This window comes from Pedobacter endophyticus (assembly GCF_015679185.1).
Lineage (GTDB): Bacteria > Bacteroidota > Bacteroidia > Sphingobacteriales > Sphingobacteriaceae > Pedobacter > Pedobacter endophyticus.
This window is the reverse complement of sequence record NZ_CP064939.1, coordinates 1,149,253-1,169,938: the sequence shown is the minus strand read 5'-3', so window position 1 is coordinate 1,169,938 and position 20,686 is coordinate 1,149,253. Positions and strand designations below refer to the sequence as shown.

General features: G+C 42.5%; 15 protein-coding genes. 12 read left to right on the top strand and 3 right to left on the bottom strand.

The window, feature by feature from the left end; genetic code table 11:
• Positions 1–236 precede the first annotated feature (236 nt).
• Together IZT61_RS04650 and IZT61_RS04645 are read left to right on the top strand one after the other, a co-directional pair.
• Positions 237–695 carry a hypothetical protein gene (locus IZT61_RS04650; protein ID WP_196100027.1) on the top strand — a complete coding sequence of 153 codons (459 nt, stop codon included), beginning with the start codon at positions 237–239 and terminating at the stop codon, positions 693–695.
• A gap of 894 nt (positions 696–1,589) precedes the next feature.
• Positions 1,590–2,105 carry an RNA polymerase sigma factor gene (locus IZT61_RS04645; RefSeq protein WP_196100026.1) on the top strand — a complete coding sequence of 172 codons (516 nt, stop codon included), beginning with the start codon at positions 1,590–1,592 and terminating at the stop codon, positions 2,103–2,105.
• Positions 2,106–2,151: 46 nt separating this feature from the next.
• Here the strand turns inward: IZT61_RS04645 and IZT61_RS04640 are convergent, their stop codons facing one another.
• Both IZT61_RS04640 and IZT61_RS04635 read right to left on the bottom strand, forming a co-directional pair.
• A complete protein-coding gene (locus IZT61_RS04640) occupies positions 2,152–2,409 on the bottom strand; it encodes a cold-shock protein (protein ID WP_196100025.1) in 258 nt (85 codons plus the stop codon).
• 750 nt (positions 2,410–3,159) lie between these two features.
• Positions 3,160–4,593, bottom strand: a complete 1,434-nt coding sequence (locus IZT61_RS04635; RefSeq protein ID WP_196100024.1) for a DNA/RNA non-specific endonuclease — start codon at positions 4,591–4,593, stop codon at positions 3,160–3,162.
• Between the two features lie 212 nt (positions 4,594–4,805).
• Here IZT61_RS04635 and IZT61_RS22505 point away from each other — a divergent pair, with 212 nt between their 5' ends.
• Together IZT61_RS22505 and IZT61_RS04625 are read left to right on the top strand one after the other, a co-directional pair.
• The gene (locus IZT61_RS22505) at positions 4,806–5,516 is read left to right on the top strand and encodes a LamG domain-containing protein (RefSeq protein WP_196101216.1); all 711 of its coding nucleotides are present in this window, start codon (positions 4,806–4,808) and stop codon (positions 5,514–5,516) included.
• A gap of 69 nt (positions 5,517–5,585) precedes the next feature.
• Positions 5,586–6,410 (top strand): glycoside hydrolase family 16 protein, encoded by an 825-nt coding sequence (locus IZT61_RS04625; RefSeq protein WP_196100023.1) that lies wholly within the window; start codon positions 5,586–5,588, stop codon positions 6,408–6,410.
• Between the two features lie 106 nt (positions 6,411–6,516).
• Here IZT61_RS04625 and IZT61_RS04620 read toward each other — a convergent pair whose 3' ends face one another.
• The gene (locus IZT61_RS04620; protein WP_196100022.1) at positions 6,517–7,221 is read right to left on the bottom strand and encodes a FadR/GntR family transcriptional regulator; all 705 of its coding nucleotides are present in this window, start codon (positions 7,219–7,221) and stop codon (positions 6,517–6,519) included.
• Between the two features lie 165 nt (positions 7,222–7,386).
• Here IZT61_RS04620 and IZT61_RS04615 point away from each other — a divergent pair, with 165 nt between their 5' ends.
• From IZT61_RS04615 to IZT61_RS04580, 8 genes are all read left to right on the top strand, one after another.
• Positions 7,387–10,797: a SusC/RagA family TonB-linked outer membrane protein gene (locus IZT61_RS04615; protein WP_196100021.1), complete on the top strand. Its 3,411-nt coding sequence runs from the start codon at positions 7,387–7,389 to the stop codon at positions 10,795–10,797.
• A 9-nt stretch (positions 10,798–10,806) separates the two neighbouring features.
• Positions 10,807–12,396 carry a RagB/SusD family nutrient uptake outer membrane protein gene (locus IZT61_RS04610; RefSeq protein ID WP_196100020.1) on the top strand — a complete coding sequence of 530 codons (1,590 nt, stop codon included), beginning with the start codon at positions 10,807–10,809 and terminating at the stop codon, positions 12,394–12,396.
• A 101-nt stretch (positions 12,397–12,497) separates the two neighbouring features.
• Positions 12,498–13,418 (top strand): dihydrodipicolinate synthase family protein, encoded by a 921-nt coding sequence (locus IZT61_RS04605; protein WP_196100019.1) that lies wholly within the window; start codon positions 12,498–12,500, stop codon positions 13,416–13,418.
• Positions 13,419–13,473: 55 nt separating this feature from the next.
• Positions 13,474–14,631 carry a hypothetical protein gene (locus IZT61_RS04600; RefSeq protein ID WP_196100018.1) on the top strand — a complete coding sequence of 386 codons (1,158 nt, stop codon included), beginning with the start codon at positions 13,474–13,476 and terminating at the stop codon, positions 14,629–14,631.
• Positions 14,628–15,857, top strand: a complete 1,230-nt coding sequence (locus IZT61_RS04595; RefSeq protein WP_196100017.1) for an MFS transporter — start codon at positions 14,628–14,630, stop codon at positions 15,855–15,857. Before IZT61_RS04600 ends, IZT61_RS04595 begins: the two co-directional genes overlap by 4 nt.
• 10 nt (positions 15,858–15,867) lie before the next feature.
• Entirely contained in the window at positions 15,868–17,421 is a 1,554-nt protein-coding gene (locus IZT61_RS04590; RefSeq protein ID WP_196100016.1) for a sialidase family protein, read from the top strand.
• Between the two features lie 3 nt (positions 17,422–17,424).
• On the top strand, positions 17,425–19,497 hold the full coding sequence (locus IZT61_RS04585) for a GDSL-type esterase/lipase family protein (protein ID WP_196100015.1): 2,073 nt from the start codon (positions 17,425–17,427) through the stop codon (positions 19,495–19,497).
• Positions 19,498–20,685 carry an AGE family epimerase/isomerase gene (locus tag IZT61_RS04580; protein ID WP_230383848.1) on the top strand — a complete coding sequence of 396 codons (1,188 nt, stop codon included), beginning with the start codon at positions 19,498–19,500 and terminating at the stop codon, positions 20,683–20,685.
• The last annotated feature ends 1 nt before the right edge of the window (position 20,686 follow it).

Genomic DNA, 20,686 nt, shown 5'->3' with positions numbered 1-20,686 from the left:
TTTCGTGAGCTTAACCTCGCCGAATTCCGATCTACCTACCTACTAGCACTGCCTTTTGCTAAGAACCACCGGCTGAAAAGTGAATGCAGTACCTTATAAAGCAAGCACTACAAATGCCATCTTGCACCACTACAACGACTAAACCCTCCCTATCTCGCTGTAAGCCACTAAATGAGAGAGGGAGGGAATTAGGATGCCTAGAGCAATTTGTTGATTCAAATGCTTAGATTTAAAGTATGAATGAAGAGCAGGTTACACCGCAACATCTTTGGGACTTATATAATATTCCTGTTAATAACACACATGAATTTCTATTTGAGTTGGGATTCGTTTTTCACCAGAAGATTGAAAACCTATCGCTGTACATAGCTCATGGCAGAAGTTTTGTCTTGACAGAAAAGGACGGTTTTACTACAAAAGTACAATTTAACCTGACAGATGAAGCAATCTTTAATGAATGTATTGATTACGCAATGGATGCTTTAGCATTTGAAACGATATATGAGGAATTTGGTACGGCTGTGGATGTTCTCCGACTCGACAATACTACATGTAGTTTGGTCTGTATGGCTGTCCATTCAGAAAATAGTCGTTTATCATTTAATATAACACTGCTTGCGAAATTAGCCGTTCCTACCACTGAAAGTAAAATTGAGATAAGGTTGACACCTCTACCATTGTTAAATGAAAACTAAGCCGTTATCTAGAATTTACGGTTTCTACGCTCTTCTCGCTTTGGCGAAAATGGTGGGTTTTTCCTATATTTGATAAAACTAATTAATACTCGTTATGGAATTCATGTCAATCGCAATTTTCACCGTTCAAATTCTTGTCGTCGTGACTATTATATACTTTGTATTAAGCAGGCTAGATAATATAAGTAAATCTAATTATCACCGAAACGAGATCTTAAAAGGTATTTACGAAGAGCTTAAGCGCATTAAATCAAATAAGGAGTAATCTTGTGATCTGATCATTTTTCGATAATCGGATACCAATCCTAATTAGTTTGCAGTTGACTCGCTTGTTGAGCGAGTGTTCCGCTCCAAAGTATTCATGTCAGTTCCTCAGTTTTGGACTGCGTCTAAACATGAATTCCTTACAAAAGTCAGCAGCTAACAGTACCACATTAACCGCAATTAACCGCAATTAACCCGTCTCAATTAAGCTGATATCATAACTTACCAAGTCATTAACATCAAGTTTCCCGTCAACAGGTTCCACCTTGAATCTTATCTTTTGTCCGTTAGCGTCTTTAATAAAGTCCCAACCAACTTTCTTACTGAATGAAATGATTATTCCATGCCTAATATGAACTTAGCCATATACGAAAGGGTGAGGTGTTCACTGTTTAGTACGAAGGGCTTAATAATTGGATATCACCAATATCTGCGCAATTGCAATTTAATAAAATTATTGCTTTAGACAACGCCTCAAAGAGATTATAATTGGCCATTTAGCTTCATTAATGATGTTTGTAATGCGTTTTATAGAGAACGTTGAGGCAATTGATACAAAGACGTTACGTTTCTCTCTGCGTTGGTGGCTCCAAAGTTGCTGTGAAATTGATAACCTTAAATCAAATCAAAGTGACATCAAACCAATTCACGACACTCATTCACGAGCAAACTTTAGAATTAGAAGCATATGCAATCAAATTCACCAATGATCTCGATGATGCAAAGGACCTGTTGCAAGATACCATTTTGAAGGCAATAAGATTTTACGGCAAATTCGAGGAGGGAACAAACCTTAAGGGTTGGCTGTATATCATCATGAAGAATACGTTTATTAACAATTACCGCAAAAACATCAAGACTCAATCAATAGTAACCCAAGAAGATGAGATCTCATATGCAAATCTTATGACGAGTGCTACAAAAAACGGTTCAGAAACGAGCTTTGTATTGGGGGATATAAAAGGCGCACTGGCCAAACTTCCGATTCACCTCTCAATACCATTTGTTAGATATGTCGAAGGATATAAATACAATGAGATAGCTGAACAACTCAATATTCCCCTTGGCACTGTTAAAACAAGAATCCATGAGGCTCGCAAGCAGTTGGCTAGAATGTTAAAGATGTATAAACAGAGAATGAATTAAAATTGTATAAAGAGCCACACGAAGTGGCTCTTGTTTTGTAGCACAGTTAAATTTGCTTAATGTTCGTTGCCATCAGACCATGTTCGCCAAGAACTATTTCAAATGCGACTTTATCACCAGCGTATAAACTATCATTTGTATTCTCCAAGCAGAATGCAATATCCTGCTCATTCTCATCTTCTATAAATCCTATACCTTTAGAGGTATCAACCATTTTTATCTTTCCTAATCTCATTTGTTTGGCGTAAAAAGCCATAAACGCACCAGGTTCAAGATAGTTTTCATAATGCTGCTTTCTTATCATATGATAAGAAAGCAGGGTATAACGAATCGCTCCCTTGCGGCTTTTGGTAGCAAAATGAGCGAGGTAATTAGGGTGCCTTCGTTTATAGCTTTGAACAACATCAGCCTTCAGGAAGAACGCTATCCCCCAGACATGGCAGATCTACAGGGCAGATGAAAAGGAGCACTATTAAGCAAGTATGGAAAGAAACGTATACAACAAACCAAACAGATTGTTGCGACATATATGATTTACTCTTACCATTGTAACCATTCTGCTGGGTTTGTTGCATAAAACTTATGTTGCCGTTCTTGTTACTTTACCACTGTAGCCTTTAACTCAACAGTCACAGTTGCAAAAAGTCCTTTAACTTCAAGCGATGTAGTGGACTGTTTGATACCGTGTTCGTTGATCGGAACTAGACAACTGAACAATGCATACTCCTTTTATCCACTGCCGCCTTCCTTTTAAGTGCACTCCTTTGGATCGTTTTTTATTTTTTTATAGGCCACTGTAAAGTAAACTACTTGTTAAAGGCATTACCACATAGACTCTGCTCATGTTAACGCAGTTTCGCTCTTTGGTTTCCGGATGTAGAGAATCTTAGGTTAACCAAACCTCTTTTGATTAATGGACAACAGGTATAAAACGGTTAACACTTTTTAAATCGCACTCTACTACGTTACCAAAATGATAACAGCAGGACCGTTTTAGGGATTCGGCTGTTATGGTATTGAATGGGCTTATACTTAGGTATCTATCTTGTTGAAATTAGTTTCCAGGGTCTTTAACTTTCTCCACTACATCCTGAATATTTTGTGGCAGATTAGAAAGCAGGTTATATCCCGTTGCGCTTTCAATATCTTTTACCGTTACGATATAATTTTTCCAATTGGCACCAATGGTGTTCACATTAGGGGTATTAATTGCAATTACTCTTGTTGAAGCCGTTACGCGGCTTAAATCATTATCGCCTGTTTTCAACAGTACGGCCACTTTCCATACATTCGACGGGACGGTTACTTTCCCATTGTTGATGGTATTGATTACCGATGCGCTTGCTGAACCAATTCCGCCAGTGCCGTAGCTACCCATAATTACATAAACCTCATAACCGTTTAATGCCTGCGCACGGAGGTAACTTTCGAACGATTCCCAGGTTTTCTGATTGTTGTTTGGTGCCTGGGGAATCATGTTGGTCATCAGAAATGTCGCTGAATTGGCGTTGCTCGAACTGGTCCGGTCGCCACTGGGACAATTATGGCTTCTTTCAAAACCGGAACCTGAATAGCTATTGCTTTGTACCTGATACCAATTCGCCGGCAGGCCCGTGAAAGAAGCGAAATCGTCTTTTCTGGTTACGGCCCCATTGAAATTGTTTGGGTCCAAATGCCAGCTTACCCAATTTGGTATGCCGCGTGTCACACTATAGCTCTCTACATAGTATTTTTGATCAATGAAGTAATTTTCTGCTGAAACAATAGTGGCCTGGGCACCTGAAGGATTGCCAAATAATAGGTTGGAATTGTCGCCGCCTGCTGGGGGTGCATCTGCACCGGCTTCAGGGGTACCTCTTCCCGGTGCAGCAGTTCCGGTATTGCCATTGTCTGTTGGATCAGTATTTGGCGCACCTACCGTTATACCTGGATCACCTGTACCTTTAAAGCTAATATCATCGATATTGATTCTGGTGGTACCTGCTTTTTTAATCTGAAAGCGGATTTTTCCGGTAGTACTCACTTTAAATGAATCTGTTACGAGTATGGTACTGGTTTCGTTAATATCTGTCCCAAGCTGAGCATAACTCTTTCCACCATCTGTTGAAGCCAGTAGCTGCCAAGTTGAATTGGCATCTGTGCCGTATTTGGCGTGCGATACATAAATCATTTTGGTTCCTGTAATATCAAAATTCATAGAAAGGTAGCCTGTTCTCAGCCTTACAGACTTTGCGCCATTCTTAGCATCCGCGGCAAGGTTGCCTAAAAGGGCGTCGCTCAATGCCCATTTACCGGTCAATAGCTGTACACTATCTAATGCATAGCTCGCTTTGGTTCCAGATTCGAATGTTTCGGTAATGGCGTACGCAGTTGCCGCTTTTGGTGGGGTCACTGGAGTTTCTTCTTCAACTGCTGTTTTTTTTGAACAGGCAGACAGGGACAGGACTCCAATAAATCCTGAATAGATAAGGATGTTTTTAAATTTCATTGTTTTTAAATATCTAACGAGTGGCGCTAATCAGATCATTTTAAAATGCATGGCGAAGGTATCAATAAAAAATAGCTGTTATGTTAAATTAATATTAACAAGACCTTTAAAAGGTGAAATGTCAGGTGTCTTTTAAAGGTCGATTCCTCTTTACGCCTCATTTTGGTTTGGAAACTCTCGGAAGGCAGTAGCAAAAACGAAAATAGCCTGCAATCCCTCCTCCGAAGAATGCATCGCATCAGGTTAACCTTCAATATCAACAATTTCAATTACTGAGCAGCAAAAGTGGCGAAGGAGCTTGTCTCAACCTTCGGGGCAAACAAAAGAGTGTAAACGATGTAGTTATCAACTATGTTCCTTCGAAGACTGGCTTTAAAGATAGAAGTGGCAATAATCAGCAACCGCTCAACTACACCAATACACAATCGTTAAAAAAGATCAAAAAAGCCATTAGGTTTAAGGGCGGTAACAGCTACATAGAAACGCCTGTTAACGAAATTGGTTATGATTATACTGTTTTTTTCGAGGTGAACCCCTCAACCAATAATCCGGCCGATGCTGTACTCTTCTCATCTTCAAAATCTGTAGTAAAGCTTAAGCAATTAAACACGGGTGAGCTTGGTTTTTCAAGAGACGGTTACGATTTTAATTTTAACTACAGTGTGCCCGAAAACGTATGGACAAAAATTGCCATTAGCGGCGATAACAAAGGTACGTCGCTTTACGTAAACGGGGTTTTTGTAGAACGTCTTGAAGGAACTATGCAAACGTTTAAAAACACCAAAGATAAAATGGCCACGGTGCAAACGCTCTTTTTCCCATTGAAATATATCGGAGCCCCAGTTAACAGCTTCAATGGCGCTATTGCTTCAATTGTGGTCTTCAATAAAGTGTTAACGCCTGAGTTTATCAAAACCCTTTAAACCCATAATTTGCATAAGTTATTTACTCTTAGGCGCTTTATTTACAACAAAATACACTTAAAAAATAATATGAAATCCCTATTTATCTGGCTGATGCTATTTATTCCAATCAGTCTCACTGCTCAGCCTGCAAAACAGGTTCAAACAACCACTTCAAAAAACAAAAGCTGGAAACTGATTTTCTCTGATGATTTTAGTGCCGCCGGTAAATTTGACGAAAATAAATGGTCTTATTCGCCCAGGGGCAATCCGGCATGGGCAAAGTTTTTAACGCCTTCTGCGGAATATGTTTTTCAAAAAAGCGGAAATCTAATCCTTCGAATGGACGATCGGGCGATTGATGGCGATAAAGTTCCCTACCATTCGGGTGGCATACAAACCGCTGAAAAATTTAATTTAACCTACGGAAAAGTAGAAGTAAGGGCGAAGTTTAATTCAGGCAAAGGATCGTGGCCGGCCATTTGGATGATGCCCGAAAAGCCTTTGTATGGCAATTGGCCTGCTAGCGGCGAAATTGATATTATGGAGCATGTTAACCATGAGAAAGTTGTTCATCAAACGATACACAACGGAATGGTTACGGATGCCGAAGGCGGAAGTTCGGCAACACATCAAGCCAGTTACAAAGAAAATAAATACAATATTTACAGTATCATCTGGGCGCCCGATTCGATAACTTTCCACGTTAACGGCGTTCATGAATATACCTATCGGCGAGATGCGCCCGGCGGTTCCAGGCAATGGCCATTCGATCAGCCGTTTTATTTAATTTTAAATCAATCGGGCGGAGCCGGCTGGCCGGGAGCAATCGATAAGCTCGATTTGCCGTTTACAATGGCCGTAGATTGGGTGCGGGTGTACAAATCCAACGGCCCTGATACTGCCGAAAAATAAGGCAGTTGTTTACCCCTGTAAAAAATTTCAAGGTTGCTAAGGCGATGAACCATCGTTAAACTGCCTCAAAATACTTTCAAAATTTGGTCTGCCCTGAAGAAATGCGTTAGTCTTCCGAAAAAAGCCGTGCAAAATGATTTTCAAGGTGGTTTCTCATCGCATTGCGAAAAATTTCGGGAGAACCGTTTTCTAAAATATCAACCAAACCCTTGTGCGAAACGAACTTATGAAGCTTGGCATTCTTTTTTAAAAGACCGCTGTTGTTTACGTAATCAAAAATTGGCAGAAGCAGGTTTTGGAATTTTTTCAGCGTAGAATTACCCGTTATTTCATACAATTTTCCGTGAAACGCAATTTCATGCTCAATGTTGAATAAGAAATCGCTCGCCCCGGCTGGTTCATTGCCAACAATTACCTTTAGTTCTTCTATATCCTCCTTGCTGATTTTGTGATAAAGAAAATCGGCCATTCCAATTTCTAAAACTAAACGGATCTCAAAAATTTCCTTTAACGTTTCCTGATCCAGAATATGAGGGTTCATGCTCTTGCTCAAAACCCCAAATATATCGGGCGATGTAATGACAGACCCTTTCTTTTTTTTAGAATCGATTAAACCCATCAACCTTAAACGGAGCAGGGCTTCGCGAACAACGGTGCGACTTACACCCAAAATGTTGCAGAGTTCGAGCTCAGTGGGAATGCTGTCGCCAACTTTGAGTTTTTTTTCTTGCAGTAACTGAACCAGATTATCCTCAACACGATCGACCAACGAACTGGTATCCACTTTATTAAAATCAAGTATCGAATCCATTATTATGTATTATAAGTAAAGCGCCTTTTAAATGGCCTGTAACGCAAATATAGCATTATGGCCAAATTGAGCGCTAAAAATTAATTGTTAAATATTTGCAAATAAACAAAATAATCTGTTATTTCGAATTATTATGTATAACATAATCTAACCTTATAACTTGAAATGAAGAAAATTTACCAAACATTTGCTAGGTACTTGCTACTTAGCTTGGCCGCATGCTTAACCACGCTTGCAGCTATGGCACAAACCGGTATGATATCGGGTCAAATTACTGATGGAACGAAAACAGGCATTCCGAGTGCAACCATCAGATTAAAAGGCACAAAAACTGCTGTAGCGGCAGATGTTAACGGGAATTATAAAATTCCGGCCAAAAACGGAGACGTGCTGGTGGTTTCGATAACCGGGTTTACCACCAAAGAAATTACAGTTGGAAGCGCCGCTGTTATCAATGTATCATTGGTGCAGGATAACAAGGATTTAGATGAAGTGATGATTGTGGGTTACAGCACAATTAAGAAATCGAAATTAACCGGTTCGGTATCAAAACTAGATACAAAGGTTTTAGAAACCGGTGTTCGTTCCAATCCTGCTCAGGCCTTAGCCGGAACTATTCCGGGTTTAAGGGTTTCTACCGCTACTGGTCGGCCCGGTTCTGCGGCAAGCGTTACTTTAAGAGGAGGTACTAATTTCGACGGCAGCGGCAGCCCGCTGATTTTGATGGATGGTCAGGTTCGAGGATCGCTCAGCGACATTAACTCCGAAGAAATTGAAAGCATTGAAGTGTTAAAAGACGCCGCTGCAACCGCTATTTACGGCGCACGGGCCAACAACGGGGTAATTTTAATTACTTCAAAAAGAGGCAAGGCAGGTACCTCGGCTATTACATTAAAATCGCATACGGGCGTTAATTATTTAAATACTCCCTACGAATTTTTAAATGCAGAAGATTACATCAAGTGGACGAGGTTAGGCGTGGTAGAAGCGATAAAAAATGGAACGCTGGGCACAGTAACCTCAAATACAGCCTTATCTGCTGTGGGGCCCAGAAGTACGGGAAACCTTTATAAGGACGCCGCAGGAAACATATTGGATGGCAACTACAGTAGTGCGGCTATTTGGAGTACCATGCGCTTAAATTCAGTGAACCAGGAATTATTGGGCAAACCAGGCTGGAAAACCATGAAAGACGCTGTGCCTACAAATGCTGCGGGTAATTATGATCCGAACGGAACTTTTGCCGATTTGATTTATAAGGATTTTAACTACGGTGATTATGGCTTGAAAAAAACTTCACTTACTCAAGATTATAATGTTAGCATGACCGGCGGAAACGAAAAGGGGGCATATTACGCCAACTTAGGGTACTTTAATGAAGGCGGCCTCTCTTTGGCCACATTTTACCGCCGTTTAAATTTCACCGTTAATGGCGATTATAATATCAAAAGCTGGCTAAAATCAGAAAGCAGTTTACAGTTTATCAGGGCCAATTACAGAGACGAATCGCTTTTTAATGGCGAAAGTAATTACTGGGGCCGCATGCTTTCTGCACCGCCAACCATGCGTGGTACCAACGAAAATGGCGATTTGATTTTGGGGCGTGATGCCAGTGATGGTAACCCGATAGTTAACATCGATAAGTTTAAAGTAAACAATCAGCGAGATAAAATTACGATGAGCCAGGCCTTTAAAATAAATTTTACGAAAGATTTATTCTTAAGAGTTAAAGGCGTTTTATTTTACGATGAAGCATTTAACGAAAGTTTCAATAAAGATTTTAGAACAGGCATAATGAGTTTGACCAATTCTGCAACAGGATGGAACAGAGACCGAGGGTCGGCTGCATCTTTCGGTCGTACTACAAACCAAACTTACAATGCCGTTCTTAATTACAAAAAACAGTTTGGTAAAAACAACTTCGACGCCTTACTGGGAGCAGAATATTTTGATGCTTATGCAAAAGGTTTCTCCGCCAGCGGTAAACTGGCACCTACAGATGATTTTCAGGATCTTGGCTTAACGGTAAATGATGTTGCCGGTATCGGTGCACGCAGCATTGATTCCTATCATCAGCGAGAACGCATTATGTCGCAGTTTGCCAATGTAAATTACGATTGGGACGGAAAATACCTGGCTCAGCTTACCGTTAGGAGAGATGGTTTTTCGAGATTGATCGGTGATAATCAATATGGGGTATTCCCTGCCGGATCTGTTGGCTGGGTAGCATCGAGAGAGAATTTTATGCAGTCGACCACAAACTGGCTATCCTTTTTAAAAGTTAGAGCAAGTTACGGTAAAAGCGGAAACATAGGTATTGGAACATCAAATGCCATTGGTTTGTACGAACTTCAGGGCGCTTACGGCCCGCAAACCGCTTACAATGGCGTAATTGGTTTCTTAAATACGCCAGCAAATCCGAAATTAACTCCCGAAATAAGTAAAACTGTAGAAGGTGGTTTTGATTTCGGGTTCTTTAAAAACAGATTAACAGCGAGCGCCGCGGTGTACAATAGGGTAACATCAGATAAGCTCACCTTTGTGCAAACTCCAACCTCATCCGGCGTTTCGCAAATTCGTACCAATAACGGAACATTCAGAAATACCGGCGTTGAATTAGAAGCCAGTTATAAGGTATTGCAAAAAGGTGCCGTAAAATGGGAAGTTGGGGCAAACGCATCGTGGAACAAAAACAAGGTTGTTAAACTTCCGTATAACGGAAATGAAAACAACAGACAGGGTGGGCAACAAATTTACGACCCGCGTACCAATAGTTTAATTTGGGTAGGCGGTTTGCAAGAAGGCCAGGAGCCCGGTGCAATATATGGCTTTGTGCAGGACGGCATAATAAGAAATGCAGCCGATCTTGCGGGCTACAATAAAGTAGATTTAGCTGCGGGGCAGGTATGGTATGGTGCCTCGGCCGGTAAAAAAGTAGCCAGTCAGGCCCTGATTACTGCCAAAAATTTAAACCCAAATGCATCGGCACCAACATTTATTGCTACACAACTGGGCGATGCAAGATGGAAAGACATCGATCAGAATGATACCATCGATACCCGCGATATGGTTAAACTGGGGAACACTTTGCCACGTTGGACGGGCGGTTTTACAACGTCTGTTTCGTGGAAGGGTTTAAGTTTGTTTGCCCGATTGGATTTTGCAATCGGCTTTAAACAAATGGATTTTATGCAATTGTGGGCGCTTGGCAGTTTTCAGGGCGAGTTTAATGCAACTGAAGCAGTTAAAGATACCTGGACACCGCAAAACCCGAACGCCTCACTACCACGATACACCTGGGCAGATCAGTTGAATGCAAAGAATTTCGACAGGCCGAGCGATATGTTCTGGGTAAATTCGAGTTACCTCAATTTTAGGGAAGTTTCTTTAAGTTATACCATTCCACGCGATTTACTCAAAAAAGTAAAAATATCAAATCTGGTATTCACCGTTACCGGGCAAAATCTTGGCTATATCACCAATAAGCAACTTAATTTACCCGAACGTACCGGTTCGCAAAATAGTGCTTACACTATACCCACACAATTGGTTTTTGGCGCTAACCTAACTTTTTAAAGCATTATCATGAACAAGTTCAAATATATTATACTGGTATTTACTGTAATTGTAAGTACAGTATCCTGCAAGAAAGTTTTAGACCTCAGTCCCGAGGATTATTTCGGCGACGGAAATTTTTGGCAAAACGAAGCGCAGGTCAATAATTTTATGGCGGGGATACACAACCAATTCAGAAACAATCAGTTTCAATTTGAGCGCCTCGGCGAAATGAGAGGCGGAAGCTTTAGTAACGTTGATAGGCAAAATACTTCGTTAAACGAGCTTCCGATTATACAGCAAGACCTTTCCGAAAATTCGAGCGGGGTAGGTAGCTGGGCAGGGTTTTATGGGCCAATTTTGCAAATAAACCTGTTTATTCAACGCGTTGAAGCCATTACATTTTTAACCGAAGCCAGAAAGAAAGCATTTTTAGGGCAGGCTTATGGTTTAAGGGCTTATTATTATTTCCATTTACTGCGCACTTATGGAGGCGTTCCCATCCGTTTAGAGCCCGAGGTTTCTAATGGTAAAACAGACCCGATCGAATTGCGCAAAGCCAGAGCAACAGAGGCCGAAGTTTTAGCTGCGATAAAAGCCGACATCGATAAATCTGTAAGCCTTTATAGTGGTGTAACCAGCGCAGATAAAACGTTATGGTCGCCAAATGCATCGTTAATGTTAAAAGGAGAAGTGTACCTGTGGTCGGCAAAGGTTTATGGCACAACTGCTGATTTGGCCGAGGCCAAGGCCGCCCTTAATGCAATTACAGGCCCAAGCCTTTTAACGGGCACGGCCGCTAGTTTTGCCAATGTTTTTAAAACGAAAAACAATGCCGAGATCATTTTTGCTGTGCGTTACGCAGTAGGCGAAGCCGAAATGCCCAACGTTGGTGCATTTACCTATTCAACCTTTAATTTTGATGGGCAACATTACAAAGACTCCCTGGCAACAGCCGGAGTAGGAAATTTTTTGGTCGATCCGTTAAAGTTGGCATTAACCAATTCGCAACAGGTTATACAACGGTACGCCTATACTTTTGAGTTGTTTCAAAGTTATCAGCTAACCGATAACAGGAGGAATGCCACATTTTACGATTATTACAAAGTGAATACCGCCGTAAACCCACGTGTGCCTACTGTACGCAATACGGCATTGGTGAAGTTTATTGGGCCAGATCCGGCAACAACTACCAATAAAAAATATTTTACCGACGATTGGCCAGTGTATCGCGAAGCCGACAGGATATTGATGCTTGCCGAAATTGTTAATGCCGAGGGAGGTGATCCATCTGCATACATCAAACAAATTCGCGACAGGGCGTTTGCGCCTGCTGCCGACCCGACGCCATTTGTAAACAGTGGAAAGGATGCAAACGAACTGGCTATATTTTCTGAAAGAAGCAAAGAGTTTGTGTTTGAGGGCAAAAGATGGTATGATTTACGACGGATGAAATATGGCAACGAGCCGTTGGTATTTAAATCCGCATCGCAAAAATACGGGGTGCTCGATAAGGCCACGCAGGGTTATAAAATTCTTTGGCCAATTGAGCCGGCAATATGGACAAACGACCCGCTCGTTAATCAAACGCCCGGTTATGCCACAACAAAACCACGCTAAGCCGAACAGTGTTTACATCACCTTTATAATAGCTAAGTGGATTTTTAATTTTCACTCCGCTTAGCTATTACAGAATATCTATTAAATTTTAAATCGAAGAAATGAACTTCACACCACTTAAGGGATTAATTGCTGCTCCTTTCACACCTTTTGATGCCGAGGGAAAGTTAAATTTAGGGCTAATTCCTTCCTATTACCATTTATTAAAAACCAATAACGTTGCGGGCGCATTTATTTGCGGTTCGACCGGCGAAGGGGTTTCGTTAACTTTAGAAGAAAAAATGCAGGTTGCAGAAGCCTGGGCAGCAGCTACCAAAAACGACGCTGAATTTAAGGTTATGGCCCTGCTGGGAGGCACCTGCATAGCAGATTGTAAAGTGCTTGCCCGCCATGCTTATTCGATAGGATTGTACGCGGTATCGTTTACGGCACCATCGTATTTTAAGCCTGCCAACGCCGGGGTTCTGGCAGAAATGTGTGCAGAAATAGCCGCCGAAGTGCCTCAAATGCCTTTTTATTATTACCACATTCCCGTATTAACAGGAGCAAATATTGCAATGATCGATCTGCTGGCTGCGGTTTCTAAAATCGAAAACTTTGCCGGCATTAAATATACTCACGAAGATTTTATGGATTTTCTTTCGTGCATGAATTTCGATAACGGCAAATATGATATGCTTTGGGGGAGAGACGAAAATATGCTCTCGGCCCTGGTTTTAGGCGTAAAAGCAGCTGTTGGCAGCACATTTAATTATATTGCACCCTTATATCATCACCTTTTAAAAGCTTTTGAGAAAAATGATTTTGAAACTGCCGCCCTGTTGCAGCAAAAATCGATTGATTTCATCAGGCTTTTGGGTAAATACGGCGGAATTGCAACGGGTAAGGCCTACATGAAGCAAATTAATATAGATTGTGGTAACTTTCGGCTTCCGGTGCGTAATATGAGCCCCGAGCAGTTCTCCGCTTTTTCAGCAGATGTTGCTGCCCTTGGCTTTGATCAGTTTTGTTCAAAAAGTTAGTTCATCCCCTTACTGTCCCGAGCAGGTTTGCCAAATACAATGCTAATTATTGTTAATGAAAATCATACACCTTACTTTCTTGTTAAATTCAATTTTAATACCAAACGTTATAGCGCAAAACCGCTCTGTAGAGCGTATTGACTGGGAAATATCGGCAAAATTGCCACCAACTTTAAACCAGCAAGAATCAATCGGACTTGCGGGCGCAGCTTCTGGAATTCATAATGGTGCGCTCATTGTTGGCGGTGGAACAAACTTTCCCGATAAAATGCCATGGCTTGGGGGAAAGAAACATTATTACGATTTAGCAATCGTTTACCCAAATATAAAGGCCCAAAAGTCTTTAACTGCATCGCCTGTAAGCTACAAACTGCCATTTAATTTAGCCTATGCCGCCACTTGCAGTACCGAAAAGGGTATTGTTTTGGCTGGCGGAGAGAACGAAAAGGGCTTAAGTAGTAAGGTGCTTATTCTCAATTGGAAACCACAAGATGAAATTTTAACGATACAATATTTGCCCGATTTGCCCTTCGGCATTACCAATGCCTCGCTAACCATTGTTGGGAAAGTTTTATACCTGGCCGGGGGCGAAGTGCCTTCTGGTGCAAAGCAGCAATTTCTAACCCTTAATTTAGAACATACAACACAGGGCTGGACAGCGTTAACAGATTTGCCAAATGCATGTTCGCACGCTGTGCTGCTCGGCTGCGAAAAAAGCGGTCAGGTTTACCTTGTTGGCGGTAGGAGTAAAGCTGCTGGAGCAGTAAGCGAAATTTCTGATCGATTTTACGCTTATGATATCAAAAAAGATTTATGGAAACAAATGCCGCCGCTCCCTTTTCCGCTTTCAGCGGCCTCTGGTGTGATAGCCGGAGACGATATCCTCATTTTTAGCGGAGATGTTGGCGAAACCTTTAATAAAGCAGAGCGGCTGATTATCGCTATCGAAAACGAGAAGGACGAACACAAGAAAGAAATTTTAAATAAAGAAAAAGCGACTGTTCAATCAACCCACCCCGGTTTTAGTAAAAAGATGCTGAAATTTAACCTGTTTGGCCATAACTGGCGCCAGTTGAACAATCAGATGCCTTATGGTACAGTAACCGTTAATGCCGTTGTTTACCAAAACCAGGTCTTTATAGCAGGTGGCGAAATTCGGGCTGGCGTAAGAACGCCGAATATTTTAACAGGCAAATTAAAGTTTACGAAATGAAAGATTCAAAGCGATACGCCTGGGTTGTAGTGGGGCTGTTGTGGTTTGTCGCACTGCTGAACTATATGGATAGGCAAATGCTTTCTACAATGAAACCAGCCATGCAAATCGATTTGGCCGAATTGCGATCAGCAACAAATTTCGGCTATCTGATGTCCATATTTCTGTGGATTTATGGCCTCATGAGCCCCATATCCGGTATAATTGCCGATAAACTAAACCGCAAATGGCTCATTGTTGGCAGTTTAATGGTTTGGTCGCTCGTTACTTTCCTAATGGGTTACGCCACAACATTTAGCCAAATTTACTGGTTAAGGGCACTAATGGGCGTAAGCGAGGCTTTGTATATTCCGGCAGCACTTTCGCTAATTGCCGATTACCACAGTTCAAAAACACGTTCGCTGGCTATCGGTATACACATGACGGGGCTTTACATGGGGCAAGCCCTTGGCGGGTTTGGTGCCACTATCGCCTCCGAATTTTCGTGGCAAACCACTTTTCATTCATTTGGCTTTGTCGGCATTGCTTATGCACTGATCTTGGTCCTTTTTCTTCGCGAAAAGAAACCTGCCATAGCTGACGAGCATGATCTGTCGCAGGTGAAAATTCCCCTTATCAAAGGCTTGCGTTCGCTATTGGGTAACGGTTCTTTCTGGATTATTCTGATTTATTTTGCAATTCCGAGCCTGCCCGGGTGGGCCACAAAAAATTGGCTTCCAACACTTTTTGCAGGCAACCTCGGAATTGATATGGCCAAAGCAGGTCCAATCTCTACCATTACAATTGCCGCTTCATCATTTCTGGGCGTAATTTTCGGGGGCATACTTTCCGATAAATGGGTTCAGAAAAACATTAAAGGCCGCATTTATACCAGTGCCATCGGCCTGGCACTCACCATTCCATCCTTGCTGCTCATTGGTTTTGGCCATTCGCTTTTAAACGTAATCGGGGCCGCATTTTGTTTCGGCTTCGGCTACGGCATGTTCGATGCAAACAATATGCCCATATTGTGCCAGTTTGTTTCGGCAAAACAACGGGCCACTGCTTATGGCGTAATGAATATGATTGGTGTTTTTGCAGGTGCGTTTATTACCGATCTGCTTGGCAAATCAACCGATTCGGGAAGCCTGGGCAGAGATTTTGCCATGCTCTCAGGCATTGTTCTCGTTGCACTTGCACTGCAGCTTTACTTTCTCCGCCCAAAATTTAACGACTTTGAAGCTTAAACCAGAAAATATGAAACACTTAAATATAGTGAGCCGTTTAACTATGCTTTTGGCATTTTTACTGTTTTCATTGCCACTTTTAGCGCAGCAGAACATCTCAGTAACTACAACCGCTCCCGTTGTTCCTATAATAAAAGGCGAAACTTCAAATCCGCTTTTGCGCATTATGATTTACATCCCCGCAGGCGAAAAAGGAATTCAGCTGAAAAAACTCAAAACTAAGCTGAACTCGCAGGGCATCAGTGCGCTTGAAAAAATCGACGTGTATTTTACCAATCAGGAGCCATTATTTTCGGCAACAAATAAAATAGCAACAATAAATCCTAAAGCAGCTGATAATGATGCAAATGTCGACCTCAACATTGGCCCCGGCTTGCATTACATTTGGTTCAGCGGGAAACTAAACGATGACGCTGATCTCGATTCAAAGGTCGAATTTCACGTGAGCGAGATTGAAGACATTGAAAAGAAAACCTATAAAACCAACCAAAAAGGTTCGGGCTATGTTAAACGGCTCGGTGTGGCGGTTAAACAAGCCGGGGAAAACGGAATACATACTTTCCGCATCCCGGGAATTGCAACTACAGATCAGGGCACGCTCATTTCCGTTTACGATGTTCGTTACAAAAACTCAGGCGATTTACCCGGAAATATTGATGTAGGAATGAGCCGAAGCACCGACGGGGGCAAAAGCTGGGAACCCATGAAAGTGATTATGGATATGGGCGCACCGAACGAGAATAACGGCGTTGGCGATCCGGCTGTGCTCTTTGATCCTGTTACCAAAAAGATTTGGGTGGCCGCTTTATGGAGTAAAGGAAACCGTTCTATTGCTGGCTCAAAGCCCGGCCTGTCCGAAGATGTAACCGGCCAACTGGTATTGGTTAGCAGTGATGATGACGGACGTACCTGGTCGGCACCGGTAAGCATTACCCCTTCGGTAAAAGATCCGGAATGGAACCTCTTTTTTAATGGCCCCGGCAGCGGAATAGCCATGGCCGATGGCAAACTGGTTTTTGCCGCTCAATATTGGGATGAGCACGCCATGCCCCATTCAACAATTGTTTACAGTTCAGATCATGGCAAAAACTGGAAAACGGAAGACGGCCCAAAGTCGAACACCACCGAAAGTCAGGTAATCGAAACCCTGCCCGGAACACTCATGCTCAATATGAGAGATAACCGGGGAGGGTTCAGGAGTGTAGCAACCACAAATAACATGGGCAAAACGTGGACGGAGCACCATACCTCGTACAATACGCTTCCCGATCCGGTTTGTATGGCCAGTTTTATTAAAGCCAACGTAATGGTAAAAGGTAAAACAAAAGATGTGGTGTTTTTTGGAAACGACAATACGCAATCTGGCCGATACAACTTAACCATTAAGGCAAGTTTGGATTTAGGCGAGCAATGGAACAAAAAAAACGAACTGTTGATTGATGAACGTAAATTTTACGGGTATTCTGCCCTCACCAAAATTGATCATAAAACAATCGGCTTTCTGTACGAGGGGGCTGGCGATTTATACTTCGTACGGGTTCCGGTAAGCGACATTATCAAATAAAGTATGAAACCATCATTTCGGCTACTTGTTATTTTTTTGGTTTCCATCTCACTTCGCGGCCATGCGCAAAAACTAAAGGTTGCTTGCATAGGGAACTCGGTAACCGCGGGTTATTTGCTCAATCAGCCAGAAAAAAACGCTTACCCATCGCAACTGCAAAATTTGCTCGGCGATAGCTATAAAGTCGACAACTTTGGGCACAGCGGGGCAACGCTGCTTAAAAAGGGACATAACCCATATTATAAAACCAAAGAATTTACAGATGCGCTGACTTTTCGGCCCGATATTGCCGTAATAGCGCTTGGCCTTAATGATACCGACCCGCGGAACTGGCCAAATTACAATGGCGAATTCAGTGCAGATTATCAATGGTTAATGGACACGCTAAAAGCCGTAAGTCCGAAAATAAAGATCTATCTGTGCAGACTCTCGCCCATTTTTAGTGGTCACCCCCGCTTTAAATCGGGCACACGCGATTGGTATTGGGAAATTCAGGATAAAATTGTTCAGCTTGCGGCAGAAAACCAATTAGAAGTTATCGATCTACATGAGGCACTGGGAAACCGACCCGATCTTTTTGCCGATAACCTGCATCCCGATGTTACCGGTGCCGGAATTATAGCGAAAACTGTTTTTGAACACTTAACCGGTAATTATGGAGGCTTTAGGATTGACCAATTATTTGCCGACCACATGGTTTTACAGCGAGACAGGCCGATTGCCGTTTTCGGCGATGCGGATGTTAGCGATAAAATTGAAGTTGAATTTAATCACATCAGGCTAAAAACAGCGCCCGATGCCAATGGAAAATGGAAAGTGCTGTTCCCCGCGATGAAATTTGGTGGCCCGTATTCGTTAAAAATATCGTCAAAATTCAAAAAAGTAATCATTAACGATGTGCTGATCGGCGATGTTTGGTTGTGCTCCGGTCAATCCAATATGGCTTTTCCACTTAAATCGTCCTTAACCGGAAAAGCGACTATGAATAGTTTGGATGGAAATCTTCCGATACGACTTTTAAAATTTAATGCGCTGGCCGAAACGGATAATATTGCCTGGGGCGGTGCAACATTGGATAGCATAAATGCACTAAAATATTTTTCGGGTAACTGGGCGAAACCAGAACCGGCCACCGTTGCCGATTTTTCGGCCGTAGCCTATTATTTCGGCGAAAAAATAGTACGCGATGAGCGTGTGCCGGTAGGCTTGATTCAAATGGCCGTTGGCGGGTCGACACTTGAATCGTGGATGGACCGAAAAACCTTGGAAGGAAATGATTTACTGGTCGATTTGGTGAACGGCTGGCGAAAATCTGATTTTATACAGGATTGGGTAAGGGGCAGGGCGGAAGTTAATTTAAAGAATGCTTTAAACCCCAAACAGCGGCACCCGTACGAACCAGCCTATAATTTTGAGGCCGGAATAGCTACATTAACCAGCTTTGCGGTTAAGGGCGTAATTTGGTGTCAGGGAGAAAGCAATGCCCATAACGTAGCACTTTTTAATCAGGAGTTCCCATTGCTGGTTCAAAGCTGGCGCAAAAAATGGAACAGTAACCTGCCTTTTTACTATGTTCAGCTTTCGTCGCTCGACAGGCCATCGTGGCCATATTTTAGAGATGCCCAGCGCAAAATGCAATCGCTAATTCCGAACGTTGCAATGGCCGTTACTTCCGATCTGGGCGATTCGTTAAATGTTCATCCGATAAGAAAAAAGGAAGTAGGCGAGCGCCTGGCCAAACTGGCATTACAGCACACCTATCATAAAAATATACTATCAAGCGGGCCCGTAGCGGTGAAGGCGGCCATTGCCGAAAACTCGCTTGTGGTTACTTTCAGTCAAGCCCGTCAACTTAAAGCTGCTGGCGGTGTTGCCCTCAAAGGATTCGAAATAGAAGATAAAAAAGGCAATCGTTTAAAGCCGAACGCAACTATTGCAGGCAACAAAGTTTATTTGGCTTTGCCCGCCAATTTTAAACCAAGGCTGGTATTGTACGGGTGGCAGCCGTTTACCAGGGCCAATTTAATTAACGAGGCGGGGCTTCCCGCTTCTACCTTCTCTATGCCGTTAAACTAAATGATGATGAGTTATAGCAACCAACACCTTAAACACCTTTCGGAATTTTACAGGAAACAATTATTAGAAAATACCGTTCCATTCTGGTTTCCAAGATCAATTGATCGCGAGCATGGTGGCTACCTGTTTATGCGAGATGCTGACGGCAGCTTAATTGACGATGACAAAGCGGTTTGGATTCAAGGACGTGGCGCATGGCTGCTCGCTACGCTTTATAACACGGTAGAAGCCAAACAAGAATGGCTCGACGGCGCAAAATCGGGCATCGATTTTTTGAATAAACATGGTTTTGATACCGATGGAAGGATGTTTTTTCACCTCACCCGCGAGGGTAAGCCCATCCGTAAGCGGCGTTATTATTTTTCGGAAACCTTTGCAATCATCGCCAATGCAGCGTATGCAAAGGCTAGCGGCGACCAACAGGCTGCCGAAAAAGCCAGAGATCTGTTTGGTAAATGCATCGCCTATTCAACCCAACCCCATTTGCTGCCGGCCAAGTTTACTTCAACCCGCCCTGCAAAGGGCATTGGTGTGCCAATGATTATGATCAATACCGCTCAGCAGCTTCGTGAAACCATTGGCGATGAGCGCTGCGATGAATGGATTATGAGGTGGATAGAAGAGATTAAAAATGATTTTGTTAAACACGATATCAAATGTGTAATGGAGCAGGTTGCCCCCGATGGTTCGATCATCAATCATATCGACGGCCGAACCCTTAACCCCGGGCACGCAATAGAAGGCGCATGGTTTATTCTTCACGAAGCCAAATACCGCAACAACGACCCCGAGTTGATCAGCCTTGGCTGTAAAATGCTCGATTATATGTGGGAACGGGGTTGGGACAAAACGCATGGCGGAATATTTTACTTTAAAGATGTATACGGTAAGCCTGTTCAGGAATACTGGCACGACATGAAATTTTGGTGGCCACACAACGAAACCATTATTGCTACACTGCTTGCCTACACCTTAACGGGCAATGAAAAGTATGCGCAATGGCATAAAATGGTTCACGATTATTCGTACGAAAAGTTTTACGATAAAGAAAATGGCGAGTGGTTCGGGTATCTCCATAAAGATGGTTCACTGGCACAAACTGCCAAAGGGAATCTTTTTAAAGGCCCTTTTCATCTTCCCCGCCAGGAATGGTACTGCGCAGAACTGTTAAAAAGTTTAGGGTATTAGC